The sequence below is a fragment of the uncultured Candidatus Pelagibacter sp. genome (assembly GCF_943788075.1).
GTDB lineage: Bacteria > Pseudomonadota > Alphaproteobacteria > Pelagibacterales > Pelagibacteraceae > Pelagibacter.
On the sequence record NZ_CALSOW010000001.1, the window covers coordinates 84,208 to 99,804 of the forward strand.

Genomic DNA, 15,597 nt, shown 5'->3' on the forward strand with positions numbered 1-15,597 from the left:
CCTTAACAATGAAAATACCATATCTTAAAAAAAAACCAGAATTAAAATCGTGCCATGATGTTACATGGGAAGATAATTATAGCTGGATACATCAAAAAAATATTTTAGAGGTGCTTAGAGATAAAAATAAACTATTACCTGAAGTAAAAGATTATCTTGAAGAGGAAAATAAATATACTGATCATCATTTAGAAAACACAAAACCTATACAAAAAAAATTATTTGATGAGATTAAAGGAAGAATAAAATTAGAAGATGAGTCTCTTCCATACAAAGATCATACATATGAATACTGGACTAAAACAACTAAAACTGGAAATTATTCAATAAAACTTCGAAAGAAAATTAATTCAGATAAAATTGAAGAAGTATGGAACGGAGATAAAGAAAAAAAAAATCTAGGTGTAGAATATTTTGGAGTTGGAGATTTAGAAGTAAGCAATAATGATAAATATTTAGGTTATTCCTTAGACACTAAAGGCTCAGAATATTATACAATTTATATAAGAGATATTGAAAGCAATGAAATAATTTCAAAAGAAATTCCAGAAACTTCAGGAGGAATAACTTTTAGCATAGACGACAAATTTATTTTTTATTCTAAACTTGATGAAAATCATCGTGCAAGAAAGATTTATAGGCATGAAATTGGAAATTCTAAGGTTCAAGATCAGTTAATTTTTGAAGAAAAAACTGAAGCGTTCACTGTAGGTATTGGCCTAAGTTCAGACGAAAAGTATTATTTTATTAATACATCTGATCACAATACTTCTGAGCAATATTATTTTGGTATTGAAGAAAAGAATCCTAAACCCAAACTAATAATGAAAAGAGAAAAAGGCATCCTATATTCTGTAAGTTCTTGGGATGGAAAGTTTTATAATCATACTAATAAAGGTGCAGAAGATTTTAAAATTGATATTTCAGATAGCCTAGAAAATCAAAAATGGAAAACGTTTATATCAGCAAGGGATGAAGTCTTAATAGGTGGTTTAACTTTTTTAAAAGACTGGATTATTAGATCTGAAACCTCTAATGCATTAGATAAATTATATGTAAGAAATATTTCAACAGGGATTGAGGAAGAGTTATTATTTTCTGATGAAAATATTTATGTACCTGGTGTTTCTTTAGTGCAAAGAGATAGAAATACTAGCGATGTATATCTTGGCTATTCATCTCCAAAAACTCCTTCTAGAGTTTATTTGTATAACTTACAAAACAAATCAAAAAAACTTGTTAAAGAACAAGAAATACCTTCAGGGCACAACCCTAATGACTACATAGTTGAAAGAAAAGAATACAAATCACATGATGGAAGATTGGTTCCTTTAACAATCACCAGACATAAAAATACTAAAATTGACGGCTCAGCCAACTTATTACTTTATGGGTATGGTTCATACGGCAGTTCAATGAGTCCTAGTTTTTCCTCAACCAGATTAAGTTTAATTAATCGAAATATTATTTGGGCAACTGCACATATTAGAGGTGGTATGGAAAAAGGAATGAAGTGGTGGAAAGAAGGAAAACTTACTAATAAAAAAAATACTTTTGAAGATTATATATATGCTGCAAAATACCTAATTGATAAGAAATATTCATCAAAAGGGAATATAATAGGTATGGGTGGATCTGCAGGGGGCTTACTAATGGGCGCTGTTGTCAATCAAGCTCCAGAACTATTTCTAGGAATTATTATGGCTGTACCATTTGTAGATTCACTTACAACAAATCTTGATCATTCTCTTCCTTTAACTATTGGAGAGTTTGATGAATTTGGAAATGCTAAAGATAACAAAGAACATTTTGATTATATATTTTCTTATGCACCTTATAATAATATTAAAAAAATGGACTATCCTCATATACTAATCACCACAAGTTTAAGTGATAATAGAGTTTTATTTGATGAACCTGCAAAGTTTACTGCAAAATTAAGAGAATACAAAACCGATAATAATTTACTTCTTTTAAAAACAGAAATGAACGCAGGACATGGAGGAAAATCTGGAAGAGATGGAGCTATTGAGGAAATTACAATTGATTATGCTTTTGCTTTAAAAATATCAAAAAAAATTTAATTTTCTAGATCTTGAAATATTAAAACTAATCTCCATATATATTTGTCAGTCGCCTAATGGGACTTACATAAATAACTTGCTTAACTAAAAAGGAGAATATTATGACAAGTAAGGATCTATCTATCTTTAACTCTCTAAGACCTTTTTCAATTGGTTTTGACGATATGTTCGATCAATTTGAAAATATGCTTGGAAATGGAAATTTGGCCATGCAATCAAATTATCCACCATACAACATTAGAAAAACTGGAAAGGATAACTATGCAATTGAGGTTGCGTTAGCTGGTTTTAATAAAAAAGATGTTGAGGTTGAGTTCGAAGATAATTTATTAACAGTAAGAACAAAATTAGTTAATAAATCGGAAGAAAATAATGTTGATGGAGAAATTATTCATAAAGGGATTTCTCAAAGACAATTTGCAAGATCATTCACCATAGCCGATGATGTAAAAGTAAATGGTGCTGAGCTGAAAGATGGTCTTTTGACAATTTCTTGTGAAAGAATTATTCCAGAACACAAAAAAAAGAAACTTATAGAAATTAAATAAGTTTACCTTACTTGCGGGGATCATTTCCTCGCAAGTACTTAATTAAAAGCAACCGTTAGATACAAATCCAATTACAATTTTATCAGGATTAATTTCAAATCTTCTCTCACAAGGAATTCCATATTTTCTTGTATTATAAATTAATTCATAATTTCCTTTTGCGTTTTTAAAATCTTCATCTGGCTTCCCTAAATCCATTTGCAAAACGCTTGCAGGCTTACTGATATATTTGCTTAATTTTTCATTTTCTTTTTCAACAATTGCATCTGTTTTTTCTTTAATTGTTTGGCATCCGGCAATCATGACGAACATAATAAATGTAATTAAAAATAATTTTAATTTATGCATAGATTAATAATAACATCGTAAATGTGGCATAAATATAATCTTCTAAGTTGTATTTTGTGAATAAAGCTAAGTTTAAACAAGTATTTATTAATAGAATCAAATATCTGTCCATTATTAGGAGGACAAATGCTTGAAAATTATTTCAATTATAAAAAACACAAAACAGATTTTAAAACAGAGGTAATTGCAGGAACTACTACGTTTCTGACAATGGCTTATATAATGTTTTTAAATCCATTTATCTTATCGGGAGAGTTTGCCGGACCCGAAAAAGGTTTCTTTGATTTCGGCGCAGTATATACCGCAACAATATTAGCAACAGCACTTGCATGTTTTATAATGGCTTTTTATGGAAAAACTTGGCCAATTGGACTTGCACCAGGAATGGGTATCAACGCTTTTGTTGCTTTTGGAGTTTGTGCAGGAATGGGATACACACCTCAAGAAGCTTTAGGTGCTGTTCTTGTTGCTGGAGTATTGTTTTTAATTATATCACTAACACCTATTAGAGCTTGGTTAATAAATTCTATACCAAAAAGTCTCAAGTTAGGAATCGGAGCTGGTATTGGTTTATTTTTAGCAATTATTGGATTGCAGATTATGGAAGTAGTTGTTGATGATCCAGTTACACTTGTAAGACTTGGTGATCTTAGTAATCCTTTGGTATTGTTAGGATGCGCAACATTCATAGCAATAATCGTAATGGAAAAAATGAATATAAAAGGAAATATTATTATAGGAATTTTAGTATTCAGTATTATTGCTTGGGCTGCTGGACTTGCAAACTTTAATGGTATTGCTAGTTCTCCACCACCAATGACATATCTTTTTGATTTTGATTTGTCTGCTGCAATGACTGCGGGTATGTCTACAGTAATATTTACTTTATTATTTATAGATTTCTTTGATACAGCTGGAACTCTAACTTCTGTCGCGAATGTAGCTGGAAAAGTTGATAAACAAGGAAAAGTTAAAGATATTAATAAAGCTATGTTAGCTGATAGTGTAGGTACAGTTGCTGGTGCTATGATGGGAACTTCAACAGTTACAAGTTATGTTGAATCTGGAGCTGGTGTAAAAGCTGGAGGAAAAACTGGTATGACATCACTAGTAATTGGATTATTGTTCTTAGCGTGCATATTCTTTGCTCCGCTTGCAACTAGCTTACCAAAGCAAATTGATGGTGCGGCTTTACTTTTTGTTTCTGTTCTTTTCGTAAGAAATATTACAGATATAGAGTGGGATGATATTGCTGAGTCTGCTCCAGCAATTCTTGCAATGATTGCGATGCCTCTAACATATAGTATTAGTAACGGTATTGCTTTAGCTTTTGTATCTTATGCTTTAATTAAATTATTTACTGGTAAGTTCTCAACTACTTCACCAGCAATATTTATTATTGCAATACTTAGTGTTATAAGCTTTGCAGTTGCTTAATTTAAAATTTAATAGGGCTAGTGAATTCTAGCCCTATTTATTAATTTCTTTTAATAATTTCTTCTATAGATAGCTCTTCATAGTGTTCGGTTGGTTGAACAATCCATGGGTCTGTATCCAGTCTCACTGGACAAAAATCTGGTTCAAAAGTTGAAGATTTCTTTTTCCATAAACAAGCTGTTTTTACTTCTCTAATATAATCTTTAGTAGGACCATAATTTTTTAGCCACTCTATACTTTTATTTAAGGTTAAACCTGTATCTGAAAGATCATCAACTAAAAGTACTTTATTATAATCTTTATTTTCTGCTAAAGAGCTTATTTCCCTTGCAAACATTAGCTGTCCTTGTTTATCTTCCATGCCGTCTCCCGAGTAGCTTTGAATAACAATATAAGCTATTGGTAACTTTAAAATTCTTGAAAGAATATCTAGAATTGGAGCTGCACCTCTCATTATACCAACTAAAACTGTTGGTTTATATTCATTGTGTATCTCAATTGCCAATTTCTCAACAATTTTGTTATACTCATCAAATGTGATAATTAATTTATCTGCCATAAATTTTACTATCATAACTAAGATATTTTAAAAGGGAGAAATCATGAAAAGCTATTGGATCAGTTTGTATCTAAAAGTTGAAAATCAAGACAATTTAAAAAAATATGCAGAAGTAGTAACGCCAATTATTAAAAGTTTTGGGGGAGTTCCACTTGTGCGAGGTGGAAAACATGAAACATTTGAAGGAGATGATTTTGTAAGAACTGTTGTGTGGGAGTTTCCAAGCTTTAAAAAAGCTATAGAATGTCACAATAGTAAAGAATATTTAGCTGGATGGGATATTGCAAAACATACAACAGTGAGACATATGCAAGTGATAGAGGGATTTAGTACTGAATAGGCTCAGGATCTATACTTCTCCATAAATACCAGGTTGCAACAGAACAATATGGTGAAAACTTTTTATTCAATAATTTTACATAACTTTCAGGTGGTAAATATTTTTTTTTATAGTTCTTTGAAATAGCTCTTAACAAACCTATATCTTGAACTGGCCATATATTAGATCGATTATAAGTAAATAATAAAATCATTTCAGCAGACCATCTTCCTATCTGTCTTAATTCAGAAAGGTACAAAATAGCTTCCTCATCTGACATTTTGGATATTAGTCTTGGATTAAAGGTTTTATTTAGAATTTGTTTAGATAGGCTTTGAATACCTTTTACTTTTTGTTTGCTGAGGCCACATGTTTTTAATTGAGCAAAAGATAAGGTATTAACAGTTTTAGCATTAATTTTATTTTTACATTTTTTTTTAAACCGTAAAAAAACTGAGTTTGCTGCCGCAACACTGATTTGTTGTCCAATAATACTTTTACACAATGAATAAAAAACATCTTTTCTAGAAGTCAATATTGTTTCTGATGGAGATTTATATTTTTCAATCAAAGATGACATAACTTTATCTTTTTTAGATAAATATTTTTTAGCAGTGTTCCAATAAGTAGGTGTTTTACTCATGTCTGGCAACCGAAACTCTCTTCTTAAGAGTCATTTCTCTTTTAAATATTATAAATGAAGAAGAAATTACAAGCAAAGCTCCTACTAAAGTTTTTGAAGTAGGTATTTCGTTCCAGATAAAATAACCAAAAATTATTGCAAAAATTAAAGCTAAATACTTTAATGGAGACACTAAGCTTACTTCTGAAAGCTTGTAAGATTGAGATAACCATAAATTTGCTAAACCTCCTAATATTCCTATCATTGAAAGTAATAGTAGATCTTTCAAATTTGGAAAAATCCAATTTTGATAAAAAGTGAAAAAACTTAAAATCATTATAGAAAATGAAAAGAAAAAACTAATTAGCCAGACTGGTTCTGTTGTAGATAATTTTCTAATTGAAATAGCAACATAAGATAAACCTAAACAAAAAATAATTGGATATATGTAATAAAGATTTAAAGAGCTAAAACCTGGTTCAGAAATAACTATAATACCAACAAAACCTACTAAAACTGCTAACCATCTATAAAATCCAACCTTCTCGTTTAACAAAAATATCGAGAAAATAGTTGTGAATATTGGTGCAGCGAAAGAAATACTAACAACTGTTGCAAGAGGTAAATTTCTTAAGGCTATAAATATAGAAATCAAAGCTACTAAACCTGCTAGGCATCTTTTTAAATGAAGAAACGCACGATTAGTTTTATAAAAGTCAAAGTATCTATTTTTTGGTATAAGAAATAAAAGTGGTATTATTCCAAAAAATCCTCTGAAAAATAACACTTCACCGACCGGATATTCATCCGACCACTTAACTATCACGTCCATCAATGAAAATGCACATACTGAAATGAACATGTAGAAAAAGCCCAATTGATTTTTAGACAACATATGATTAACTTTAAATTAATTAAGTTAATTATCAATGGAAATAGCAATTTTAGGTTTAGGATGTTTTTGGGGACCAGAGATTAAGTTTAGTAAACTTGATGGAGTTATAAAAACTGAAGTAGGTTATTGTGGAGGCAATAGTAACGAAACAACTTACAAAGATGTATGCACGGGAACAACTAATCATGCAGAAGTTGTAAGATTAGACTTTGATCCTAAAATTATTTCTTATGAAGAAATATTAAAATATTTTTTTGAAATTCATGACCCAACAACTTTAAACTCTCAAGGCCCAGATTTTGGTACCCAATATAGAAGTGAAATATTTTATTTAAATGATCAACAAAAAGAAATTTCGGAAAAAATAATTAAAGAAGAAAATATTAAACTTTCAGGAAAAATTGTAACCAAAATTTCTCATGTAAAAAATTATTGTCCCGCAGAAGAATATCATCAAAAATATTTAGAAAAGAAATAATATGTCATTAGTTGATACAAATTGGTTAAAAGAAAATATTAATGATGTTAAAATTATTGATTGCTCTTGGCATATGCCACAAGCAAAAAGAAATGGTCTTGAAGAATACAATAAAGACCATATACCAAATGCAATTTTTTTTGATTTAGATAAAAATTCAAAAATAGATACAGACCTACCCCACATGCTAACCGATGTAAACTCTTGGAAAAAAATTATGGGAGATATGGGTATTAAAAATAAAGATGAAATTGTAATTTATGATAATTCTGACGTAATAAGTTCATGTAGGTGTTGGTATAATTTAATTTACTTTGGACATGATCCAAAACTTGTTCATGTTCTTGATGGAGGATTAAAAAAATGGAAAATAGAAAATAAAATCACAAATAATAATAAGGTAATTACTAAAAATTCAATCTATTTATGCGAGGAAAATAAAGAGCTTGTAAAAAATATAAAAGAGATAGATGAAAATATTAATAAAAATGATTTCAATGTTATTGATGCAAGAAGCAGAGAAAGATTTGAAGGTAAGGTAGTAGAACCGAGAAAAGGCGTAAGAAGTGGTTCAATAAAAAATTCTTTTTGCTTACCTTTTGGAGAATTAATAAATGATGATCATACGTTTGTTGACAAAGATAAAATTTTAGAAAAATTTAAGTCATTAAACTTTGACCCTGATAAAAACCTAATATTTTCATGTGGTTCTGGAGTAACCGCAAGCGTATTGGCTATGGCTTATTCATTAATAAATGATAAATATATGCCAACAATCTACGATGGCTCATGGTCAGAGTACGGAAGAATTTAAAAACATGAAAAGATCAACGAAAATAATTTCAATAGTAATAATATTTTTTTTCATAATTACAGCTGTGATTGTTGCAAGAACAATGGTTGGAAATTATTTCAAGAAAAAATTTAGCAAAAGACCTCCACCAGGAATAATTGTAAAAGTTGTTGAGCAGAAATTATTTCAAAACACAATTGAAACATTTGGTACCGCTGTACCTACTCAGATCAAGTCTTACAATATTGAAAAATATGAAATTTTAGAACCTATTGAATATAACACAAAAGTTAAAGCTGGAGATATAATTGCTAAACTTAAGAATAGAAACATCATAACTCCTTTTGATGGCATTATTGGTAAGCGAGATTTTTCGAATGATATTGATGTATCGAAGAGTTCTATTATATTAAACTTAGAAGACACCTCTGTTTTATTTGTTGATGTTGACATACCTGAAACCTTTGCACCCTATGTAAAAAAAGATCAAAATGTTGATATAAAATTTTCTGGAAATAATCTTAAAAAATATTCAGGAATTGTAGAGTCAACTGCAAGCAGAATTAACACTAATAAAAGATCGCTACCAGTAAGAATTAAACTTAATAATCCTAACAATGAACTTTTATCTGGCTCATTGTTAGAAGTCTCCATTAATTACAATGGAAGAAATTCATTAAGTATTTTAGATACTAGTCTTCTTATGGAGGGCGATAATGTATATGTGTACAAAGTTGACAAAGAAAATACTGTAAGAAAAACTGAGATAGAAATTGGTTTAAGAAAACAAGGTATTGTAGAAGTCAAATCTGGCCTTAAAAATGGTGATACAGTAGTTGCTGAAGGTCTAAAGAAAACAAGACCTAATGGTAAAATTAAACCAATTAAATATGGTTCAAAGCCAAAGTCATCAAATTGGAAAAAAAAAGACAAACCAGCGAAAACAGAACAGAAAAAAAGCAAGTTTGATTGGATTAAAAAATTAAATATCTTTAAGAAAACTGATTCAAAAAAAGAAGAGAATAAAAATAAATAATTAAATGTATATAACTGAACTAAGTATTAGAAGACCAGTTGTAGCTTGGGTTCTATCTTTAATACTTATCGTATTTGGTTTATTTGTTTATTCTGAGCTACCAGTTAGGGAATTACCTGATGGTTTGCAACCACCTGTAGTCCAAGTAAAAGTTAATTATAAATCTGCATCAGCTCCAATTATTGATCAAGAAATAACTCAAGTAATAGAAGATGTTATAGGAGGTGCAGAAGGAATAAAGAATATTGACTCTAAGTCTGAAAATGGAAGAAGTAGCATTAATATTGAGTTTGATACAGATATTGAACTTGATGATGCTGCAAATGATATAAGGGAAAGAGTAGCAAGAATAGTTGATGCTCTCCCCTCAGAAGCAGACGCCCCACAGATATTAAAGCAGGCAGCTGGTTTCACAACAACAATGTGGCTTTCAGTTTCTTCTTTAACCTGGTCCGATTTAGAACTTGGAGATTATGCAGATAGATATTTAGTGGATGCTTTTTCAAGTGTAAAAGGAGTTGGAAGAATTCTACTTGGAGGACTTAGAGAGCTTAGCGTTAGAATTTGGATTGATCCCATCAAATTAGCCGCAAATGACATGACTATTCAAGAAGTTGAAAATGCACTCAGAAATGAAAATATAAGCTTACCTGCGGGAACTTTAGAAGCAGATAATATAGATTTGACAATTAACTTAGATAAGTCTTACACAAATATTGATGAATTAAAATTTTTACCCATAAAAAACACTAAGGATCAAATTGTAAGATTATCAGATGTTGCAAACGTAGAATTAGGTCCTGTTTCTGAAAAAACATTGTTTAAATCTCAAAGCAAAAATAATTTAAATCAAAAAACAGTTGGTATAGGAATTTATGCAAAAAGTGGTGCCTCAACTGTTGAGCTGTCAAATGAAATTCAGAAAAAAATTAAAGAAGTTAGAAAAACTTTACCCGACAGTCTAAAATTAGAAGTTTCATTCAATAGAGCCACATATGTTAAGGCTGCTATTGATGAAGTTTACAAAACTTTAGCAATTGCATTTATTTTAGTTGTAATAATAATTTATCTATTTTTAGGAAATATAAAAGCAGTGATTGTTCCTGCTGTAGCCCTGCCAGTAAGCTTAATCGCATCATTTTTAGGTATTTATCTATTTGATTTATCAATAAATATTTTTGTACTTCTTAGTTTTATACTTGCGATTGGAATTATTACTGATGACTCAGTTATTATGACAGATGCAATATATAGAAGAATAGAAAATGGTGAAAGTCCATTAGTTGCAGCTTACAAAGGTTCAAAACAAATTACCTTTGCAATTATTGCAACAACTTTAATTTTACTTGCTGTTTTCATTCCATTGATTTTTATTAAAGGAATATCTGGGACTTTATTTAGAGAAACTGCTATTGCTCTATCATTTTCTATTGTTGTTTCTTCATTTGTTGCATTAACACTTTCGCCAATGCTAGGTAGTAAATTTTTAGATAAAAAAATAAGTTCTGGTTTTTTTGTTAAAAAATTTAATATTTTTTTCCTTGGTTTTTCTAATTTTTATAAAGAAACATTAAATTATTGGTTAAATAAAAAGAAAACGATAATAACTTTTATTATTTTAATCATTGCAGGATCTGTTGCTTTGTTCATGTATACAACTAAAGAACTTCTTCCAAAAGAGGATAGAGGTGTTTATTTGGTTATTGGGTTTACAGATGAAGGAAGTTCTTTTGATTACACACAAGAAAAAGCACAAGTAGTAGAAAAAAGATTGCTTCCATTACTTCAAGCAGAGAATAGCCCTTATGATAAATTCATAATGAGAGTTCCAGGATTTGGAAGCTCTGCAAATTCATTTAATAGTTTTATTATTATTGCTTTACTTGAAGATTGGAAAAAACGAGATAAGGGTGCGTTAACAATAATGAGACAAGCTATTGGTAAAATAGTAACTGTACCTCAAACATTAGCATTTCCAATTTCACCTCAAGCTATAAGAGTATCTAATTATAATAAACCAATTCAAATGGTTATTCTTGGAAGTACCTATGAAGAATTGGAGGATATTCAAAATGATGTAATTAGTAAACTTCGAAGAAATAGAGGATTATCAAGAATTGAGTCTGACTTTAATAGAAATAAACCAGAGGTAAAATTAGTTATCAATAAAAATAAAGCTAAAGATTTAGGAATATCAACTAGATCGATTGGCCAAACATTGGAAACATTATATGGAGGTAAAAGAGTTACCACATTTAATAAATTGGGCAAAGAATATCCTATAATTCTTCAACAATATTTATTTGATAGAAAAGATAAAGATAGTTTAAGTAAACTTTTTGTAAGATCTGGAACAACTGGAGAATTAATTTCATTATCAAATTTGGTTGACCTAAGGGAGGAAGGCTCAGCAAAAGTTCTAGCAAGATACAATAGACAAAGAGCAGTAACAATTTCTGCAAATATAAATGAAAATTATTCTTTATTTGAAGCAATTGAATATTTAGAAAATATAATGGCAGAAGTAGCACCTACAAATCAAATTACTTGGAAAGGTGAGTCTGAGGAGGTTAAAGAAACTACTAATGAGCTTTATATAATTTTTGCTCTTGGTTTACTTACTGCTTATTTGGTAATGGCTGCTACATTCAATTCGTTTGTTCATCCATTTATAATTATGTTAACTGTACCATTGGCTGTTTTTGGTGGTTTAGTTTTTATTCTATTCTTAAACAGCTCAATAAATATTTTTTCTCAAATCGCTCTCGTGATTTTGATTGGTATATCAACTAAAAATAGTATCTTGATTGTTGATTATGCAAATCAAATAAGAACAACTGGAAAAAAGATACAAGAATCAGTTAAAGAAGCTTGTGAATTAAGATTTCGACCTATTATGATGACATCTATAAGCACCATGATAGCAATGATCCCTTTAGTAATTGGAAATATTGGGCCAGGGGCCGGTGAAGCCTCTAGACTAGCTGTGGGAGCAACTATTCTTGGAGGGATGATAATTTCTACTTTCTTTACTCTTTATGTGACGCCAACAATGTATTTAACACTTGCTAAAAATACCAAAAGAATAGACTCAGTTGATTTAGAGCTAAAAAAAGAATTATCTAAAAAATAATATATTTATTTTTATTAAGTGAACTACTGCATTCTATTAATTGATTTTTATAAACATTAGACTGCTTCTCAACTCTTTTTGCTAAATTTATCACTTTTTTATTATCTTTGTAATTCTTAAAACCTCCCCAACCTTCATGATAAGCAAGGTATTGTTTAAAAACATCATTTTTTGGTATTTTTAAAATCGTGCTCGATTTATTAGTGTACCACCCAATGAAATCAACACTATCTTTAAACCTACTTCTAATTGCAAGTTTATTTCCTGTCTCCTTTTTATATTGTTCCCAAGTGCCATTCACAGCTTGAGAATATCCAAACGAAGTTGATGGTCTTTTGTAAGGAATGACTTTAAAAAGTTTTTGTCTTGGTGGTTTTGCTAGCCAATCAAAATCTGACTCCATTTTAATAAAAGCAAGTTGTAAATAAATAGGACTTCCCCATTTTTTTTCTGATTTATTTACATGTTTCAACCATAAATATCTTTCATTAAATATCGAACAACTATTTGATGTATTAGATGGGATCGAAGAACAAGCCGAAACAAGAAATGATAATATTAATAATAAATTAATTTTGAGAATTTTCATACTTTTTATAAAAATAATTTATTATTAAGACAATTATTACTCCAAGTAAATTTCCAAATAAATCAGATAGTTCAAAGCTTCTTATTGGAATAAATATATGTGATATTTCCAAAATTATCGAAAGTAAAATTAAATAAATATTTAAAAAATTCAATTTACTAGAATTATTATAAGTAAATGAACCAATTATAGACAATAAACCAAAAGCGTATAAATGGTTTGTAGAAACTAAAAAATCCTTAGTCAATTGAGGTTGTAATTGGCAGTCGTTATATAAAAAGCATCCTATTAGACTACCGGGAAATAGATATAAAACTAGCAAAATGAAATTAGATATATAAAAAATGAATTTATAATTTGAAAAAAAATTAATCATTAAATTAGTGGCTATATTTTATAAATTAAATTAAGAGATTAACAAATGAGTTATTTAATTTTAGTTAGACATGGTCAAAGTGTATGGAATCTCGAAAAGAAATTTACCGGTTGGGTCGATGTAGATTTAACCGAAAATGGTAAATTAGAGGCAACAAAAGCAGGTGAACTAATAAAATTGCAAAATATCAATATCGATATTTATCTATTCATCCTTTCAATTAAGGGCAAAAAATACCTTAAAATTAATAAAGGAAATATTAGGTGAAAAAAAGCTTTCAAAAGAAGCTTGGCAATTAAATGAAAGGCATTATGGAGCGCTTACAGGCTTAAATAAAGATGAAATGAAAGTAAAACTTGGTGAAGAAAAAGTTCATCAATTTAGACGTTCATGGGATTTGCGACCTGATCCATTAGATAGAAATAATCCTTATCACCCTATTAATATTGATACCTATAAAGAAATCCCAATTGATAGAATTCCTGACACTGAGTCTCTTAAAGATACTTATGAAAGAGTATTAAAGTTTTATAAACAGGAAATTGAAAATAAAATTTCAAATAATAATATTTTAGTATCTGCACATGGAAATTCGATTAGAGCATTATGTAAATATTTATTTAAATTAGATGAAAATCAAATATCTAAATTGGAAATTCCAACTGGAAATCCACTATTAATAAATTTAGATAAAGATAATAAAATCACAGAGTGCAAATACTTAGATCAAGAAAGAGCTAAAGATCTTGTAGTTTTTTAAAAGTTTCAAGATCAGTTAAATGATAAAAATCATTATCAGTCTCAAATCCATATAGTTCTTTTTTTTCAATTAGATCGTTCCATACATTTGTTATTGAAAAATTTTTATCTTTATAATCAGAAAGAAGTTTTTTATTCATAATTTGGCAACCTGTATAAATAAATTTATTCTCATTATTTTTTATAATTGAATTTTCTTTAAGATCAAAATCACCATTTAAATTTTTATCAAAACTTAATTCCTTTTTTACTAATAAAAGTATATTTTTTATTTTTTTGGAAAAATACATCTTTTCCATTTCAATAATTTTATTTAGATAATCTTTCTTCCATATTGTATCTGGGTTAAATATTAAAACATTATCTTCACTTGTATGTTTCATCATATTTTTATGCCACCACCTGTATCAAGAATATTCTCTCCATCTTCAATAATTGTGATTTTAGATTTAAATTTTTTATTATTTATAAAATCATGAATTTGATCTTTTAGATAAAAGGTATTGAGAATAATTTGCTGTATACCCAAGCTTTCGATTAGATTAATACAAGTTTCAAGCACTGTAATATTGTTTAATTTGATCAAAGGTTTGGGAGTATCTAGTGTTAGCGGATTTAATCTTTTTCCAAATCCTGCGCATAAAATTAAGGCTGTATTAATTCTCATTTTATTTAGTTATAAATTTAGGGAAATAGTTGCTAACAACAACTTCAAATTATTAAGTCTTTATTTTTACTCATTCTGTTATCAATCATATTCCAGGCATATGGAATAAGTTTTAAATATTTTTTTTTCTTATCTCTTTCTGCCAATCTCATAAATATTCCAATAATTTTTAAATTTCTAAGAACTGACAAAATATCAAAATCATTTTTAAATTTATTTGCATCAATTTTTTTATTAGTGTTTAAATAATAGTTATAAACTTTATCTTTTAATGAATTGGATGTTTTGTACCTAACATCATCAATTAAGGACGCTAAATCATAGGCTTTGTTTCCAATAAGAGCGTCTTGATTATCAATTAATCCAATTTGATTTTTGGAGTTAATGATTAAGTTTGAAACATGAAAATCTCTATGAACAAAAGTATCATTTTTAAAATTTAGTTTTGATAATACCAACTTAATTTCTTTATTAAATTTACTATTGAATATATTGATTTTTTTTTTATTTAATTTTTTTGGAACATACCAGTAACTAAATAAATTTGCCTCATCTAATAAGATTTTACTTTTATAATCTTTGATCAGGTAAAATTTATTTCTAAAATTTTTTATTTTTTTATCTTTAACTAATTGAATTTTATTTAAAATATTAATTACTTTTTTAAATATTAAATATTGATTTTTTTTATTTCTTAAAATTTTGATAAATAGTTTTTTTTCCAAGATCCTGTATTTCAATATAATTCTTTTTGTAATTTTGATTTAAAAGTTTGGGAGCGATTATATTGTTTTTGATTAAGATTTTATTAATTGAATCATAAATTAATAAATTTTTAATTTTTTCTCTATTTGAAAATACTATAATTGAATTTTTTTTAGTATTTCTATAAAATTTTCTAAATGAAGCATCTCCTTTAATTTCCTTAAAATCTTTTGAAAGTTTCATATAAAA

At 28.3% G+C, this 15,597-nt stretch carries 17 protein-coding genes and 1 pseudogene; 9 read left to right on the plus strand and 9 right to left on the minus strand.

The genetic code is table 11. From position 1 onward, the window contains the following. Positions 1-8: 8 nt before the first annotated feature. Together Q0X98_RS00525 and Q0X98_RS00530 are read left to right on the plus strand one after the other, a co-directional pair. A complete protein-coding gene (locus Q0X98_RS00525) occupies positions 9-2,084 on the plus strand; it encodes a S9 family peptidase (RefSeq protein ID WP_297680404.1) in 2,076 nt (691 codons plus the stop codon). Between the two features lie 101 nt (positions 2,085-2,185). Then, positions 2,186-2,632 (plus strand): Hsp20 family protein, encoded by a 447-nt coding sequence (locus tag Q0X98_RS00530; protein WP_297680405.1) that lies wholly within the window; start codon positions 2,186-2,188, stop codon positions 2,630-2,632. Between the two features lie 42 nt (positions 2,633-2,674). Here the strand turns inward: Q0X98_RS00530 and Q0X98_RS00535 are convergent, their stop codons facing one another. Continuing rightward, entirely contained in the window at positions 2,675-2,935 is a 261-nt protein-coding gene (locus tag Q0X98_RS00535) for a hypothetical protein (protein WP_297680407.1), read from the minus strand. Between the two features lie 171 nt (positions 2,936-3,106). Between Q0X98_RS00535 and Q0X98_RS00540 the strand changes: the two genes are divergently transcribed. Continuing rightward, on the plus strand, positions 3,107-4,417 hold the full coding sequence (locus tag Q0X98_RS00540) for an NCS2 family permease (RefSeq protein ID WP_297680410.1): 1,311 nt from the start codon (positions 3,107-3,109) through the stop codon (positions 4,415-4,417). Positions 4,418-4,457: 40 nt separating this feature from the next. Here Q0X98_RS00540 and Q0X98_RS00545 read toward each other — a convergent pair whose 3' ends face one another. Then, entirely contained in the window at positions 4,458-4,991 is a 534-nt protein-coding gene (locus Q0X98_RS00545; protein WP_297680412.1) for a phosphoribosyltransferase domain-containing protein, read from the minus strand. Between the two features lie 28 nt (positions 4,992-5,019). Between Q0X98_RS00545 and Q0X98_RS00550 the strand changes: the two genes are divergently transcribed. Beyond that, positions 5,020-5,316, plus strand: a complete 297-nt coding sequence (locus Q0X98_RS00550; RefSeq protein ID WP_297680413.1) for a DUF1330 domain-containing protein — start codon at positions 5,020-5,022, stop codon at positions 5,314-5,316. On the opposite strand, the gene Q0X98_RS00555 is transcribed toward Q0X98_RS00550, so the two are convergent. Further along, the gene (locus Q0X98_RS00555) at positions 5,303-5,938 is read right to left on the minus strand and encodes a DNA-3-methyladenine glycosylase 2 family protein (RefSeq protein ID WP_297680415.1); all 636 of its coding nucleotides are present in this window, start codon (positions 5,936-5,938) and stop codon (positions 5,303-5,305) included. The two genes, Q0X98_RS00550 and Q0X98_RS00555, sit on opposite strands and share 14 nt — an antisense overlap. Beyond that, the gene (locus Q0X98_RS00560) at positions 5,931-6,812 is read right to left on the minus strand and encodes a DMT family transporter (protein ID WP_297680417.1); all 882 of its coding nucleotides are present in this window, start codon (positions 6,810-6,812) and stop codon (positions 5,931-5,933) included. Before Q0X98_RS00560 ends, Q0X98_RS00555 begins: the two co-directional genes overlap by 8 nt. 34 nt (positions 6,813-6,846) lie before the next feature. Between Q0X98_RS00560 and msrA the strand changes: the two genes are divergently transcribed. Genes msrA through Q0X98_RS00580 form a run of 4 tightly spaced genes read left to right on the plus strand, consistent with a single transcriptional unit; the run spans position 6,847 to position 12,252 of the window. Beyond that, positions 6,847-7,290: a peptide-methionine (S)-S-oxide reductase MsrA gene (gene msrA / locus Q0X98_RS00565; protein WP_297680419.1), complete on the plus strand. Its 444-nt coding sequence runs from the start codon at positions 6,847-6,849 to the stop codon at positions 7,288-7,290. Between the two features lies 1 nt (position 7,291). Next, on the plus strand, positions 7,292-8,104 hold the full coding sequence (locus Q0X98_RS00570; protein ID WP_297680421.1) for a rhodanese-like domain-containing protein: 813 nt from the start codon (positions 7,292-7,294) through the stop codon (positions 8,102-8,104). Beyond that, positions 8,046-9,119: an efflux RND transporter periplasmic adaptor subunit gene (locus Q0X98_RS00575; protein ID WP_297680423.1), complete on the plus strand. Its 1,074-nt coding sequence runs from the start codon at positions 8,046-8,048 to the stop codon at positions 9,117-9,119. Before Q0X98_RS00570 ends, Q0X98_RS00575 begins: the two co-directional genes overlap by 59 nt. 4 nt (positions 9,120-9,123) lie before the next feature. Then, on the plus strand, positions 9,124-12,252 hold the full coding sequence (locus Q0X98_RS00580) for an efflux RND transporter permease subunit (RefSeq protein WP_297680425.1): 3,129 nt from the start codon (positions 9,124-9,126) through the stop codon (positions 12,250-12,252). On the opposite strand, the gene Q0X98_RS00585 is transcribed toward Q0X98_RS00580, so the two are convergent. Further along, positions 12,242-12,841, minus strand: coding sequence for a lytic transglycosylase (locus Q0X98_RS00585; protein ID WP_297680427.1), 600 nt, complete (start codon positions 12,839-12,841; stop codon positions 12,242-12,244). The two genes, Q0X98_RS00580 and Q0X98_RS00585, sit on opposite strands and share 11 nt — an antisense overlap. Positions 12,842-13,262: 421 nt before the next feature. Here Q0X98_RS00585 and Q0X98_RS00590 point away from each other — a divergent pair. Further along, positions 13,263-13,977: pseudogene (locus Q0X98_RS00590) on the plus strand (2,3-diphosphoglycerate-dependent phosphoglycerate mutase). Here Q0X98_RS00590 and Q0X98_RS00595 read toward each other — a convergent pair. The 4 genes from Q0X98_RS00595 to Q0X98_RS00610 are packed head-to-tail and all read right to left on the minus strand — an operon-like array spanning position 13,955 to position 15,591. Beyond that, complete coding sequence (locus Q0X98_RS00595) at positions 13,955-14,362, minus strand: hypothetical protein (protein WP_297680429.1); 408 nt, start codon at positions 14,360-14,362, stop codon at positions 13,955-13,957. The pseudogene Q0X98_RS00590 and the gene Q0X98_RS00595 sit on opposite strands and share 23 nt — an antisense overlap. Continuing rightward, positions 14,359-14,643, minus strand: coding sequence for a sugar phosphate nucleotidyltransferase (locus Q0X98_RS00600; RefSeq protein WP_297680431.1), 285 nt, complete (start codon positions 14,641-14,643; stop codon positions 14,359-14,361). Before Q0X98_RS00600 ends, Q0X98_RS00595 begins: the two co-directional genes overlap by 4 nt. Positions 14,644-14,687: 44 nt before the next feature. Next, positions 14,688-15,368, minus strand: coding sequence for a phosphotransferase (locus Q0X98_RS00605; RefSeq protein WP_297680433.1), 681 nt, complete (start codon positions 15,366-15,368; stop codon positions 14,688-14,690). Beyond that, a complete protein-coding gene (locus Q0X98_RS00610) occupies positions 15,331-15,591 on the minus strand; it encodes a hypothetical protein (protein WP_297680435.1) in 261 nt (86 codons plus the stop codon). Before Q0X98_RS00610 ends, Q0X98_RS00605 begins: the two co-directional genes overlap by 38 nt. Positions 15,592-15,597 lie beyond the last annotated feature (6 nt).

Excerpts from the sequence above, each read along its gene's own strand:
- Q0X98_RS00575 (WP_297680423.1), top strand. The coding sequence starts at position 8,046 with ATGATAAATATATGCCAACAATCTACGATGGCTCATGGTCAGAGTACG.
- Q0X98_RS00595 (WP_297680429.1), bottom strand. The coding sequence starts at position 14,362 with ATGATGAAACATACAAGTGAAGATAATGTTTTAATATTTAACCCAGAT.
- Q0X98_RS00570 (WP_297680421.1), top strand. The coding sequence starts at position 7,292 with ATGTCATTAGTTGATACAAATTGGTTAAAAGAAAATATTAATGATGTT.
- Q0X98_RS00525 (WP_297680404.1), top strand. The coding sequence starts at position 9 with ATGAAAATACCATATCTTAAAAAAAAACCAGAATTAAAATCGTGCCAT.
- Q0X98_RS00585 (WP_297680427.1), bottom strand. The coding sequence starts at position 12,841 with ATGAAAATTCTCAAAATTAATTTATTATTAATATTATCATTTCTTGTT.
- Q0X98_RS00535 (WP_297680407.1), bottom strand. The coding sequence starts at position 2,935 with ATGATTGCCGGATGCCAAACAATTAAAGAAAAAACAGATGCAATTGTT.
- Q0X98_RS00550 (WP_297680413.1), top strand. The coding sequence starts at position 5,020 with ATGAAAAGCTATTGGATCAGTTTGTATCTAAAAGTTGAAAATCAAGAC.
- Q0X98_RS00545 (WP_297680412.1), bottom strand. The coding sequence starts at position 4,991 with ATGATAGTAAAATTTATGGCAGATAAATTAATTATCACATTTGATGAG.
- Q0X98_RS00530 (WP_297680405.1), top strand. The coding sequence starts at position 2,186 with ATGACAAGTAAGGATCTATCTATCTTTAACTCTCTAAGACCTTTTTCA.
- Q0X98_RS00610 (WP_297680435.1), bottom strand. The coding sequence starts at position 15,591 with ATGAAACTTTCAAAAGATTTTAAGGAAATTAAAGGAGATGCTTCATTT.
- Q0X98_RS00580 (WP_297680425.1), top strand. The coding sequence starts at position 9,124 with ATGTATATAACTGAACTAAGTATTAGAAGACCAGTTGTAGCTTGGGTT.
- Q0X98_RS00560 (WP_297680417.1), bottom strand. The coding sequence starts at position 6,812 with ATGTTGTCTAAAAATCAATTGGGCTTTTTCTACATGTTCATTTCAGTA.
- msrA (WP_297680419.1), top strand. The coding sequence starts at position 6,847 with ATGGAAATAGCAATTTTAGGTTTAGGATGTTTTTGGGGACCAGAGATT.
- Q0X98_RS00540 (WP_297680410.1), top strand. The coding sequence starts at position 3,107 with ATGCTTGAAAATTATTTCAATTATAAAAAACACAAAACAGATTTTAAA.
- Q0X98_RS00555 (WP_297680415.1), bottom strand. The coding sequence starts at position 5,938 with ATGAGTAAAACACCTACTTATTGGAACACTGCTAAAAAATATTTATCT.
- Q0X98_RS00600 (WP_297680431.1), bottom strand. The coding sequence starts at position 14,643 with ATGAGAATTAATACAGCCTTAATTTTATGCGCAGGATTTGGAAAAAGA.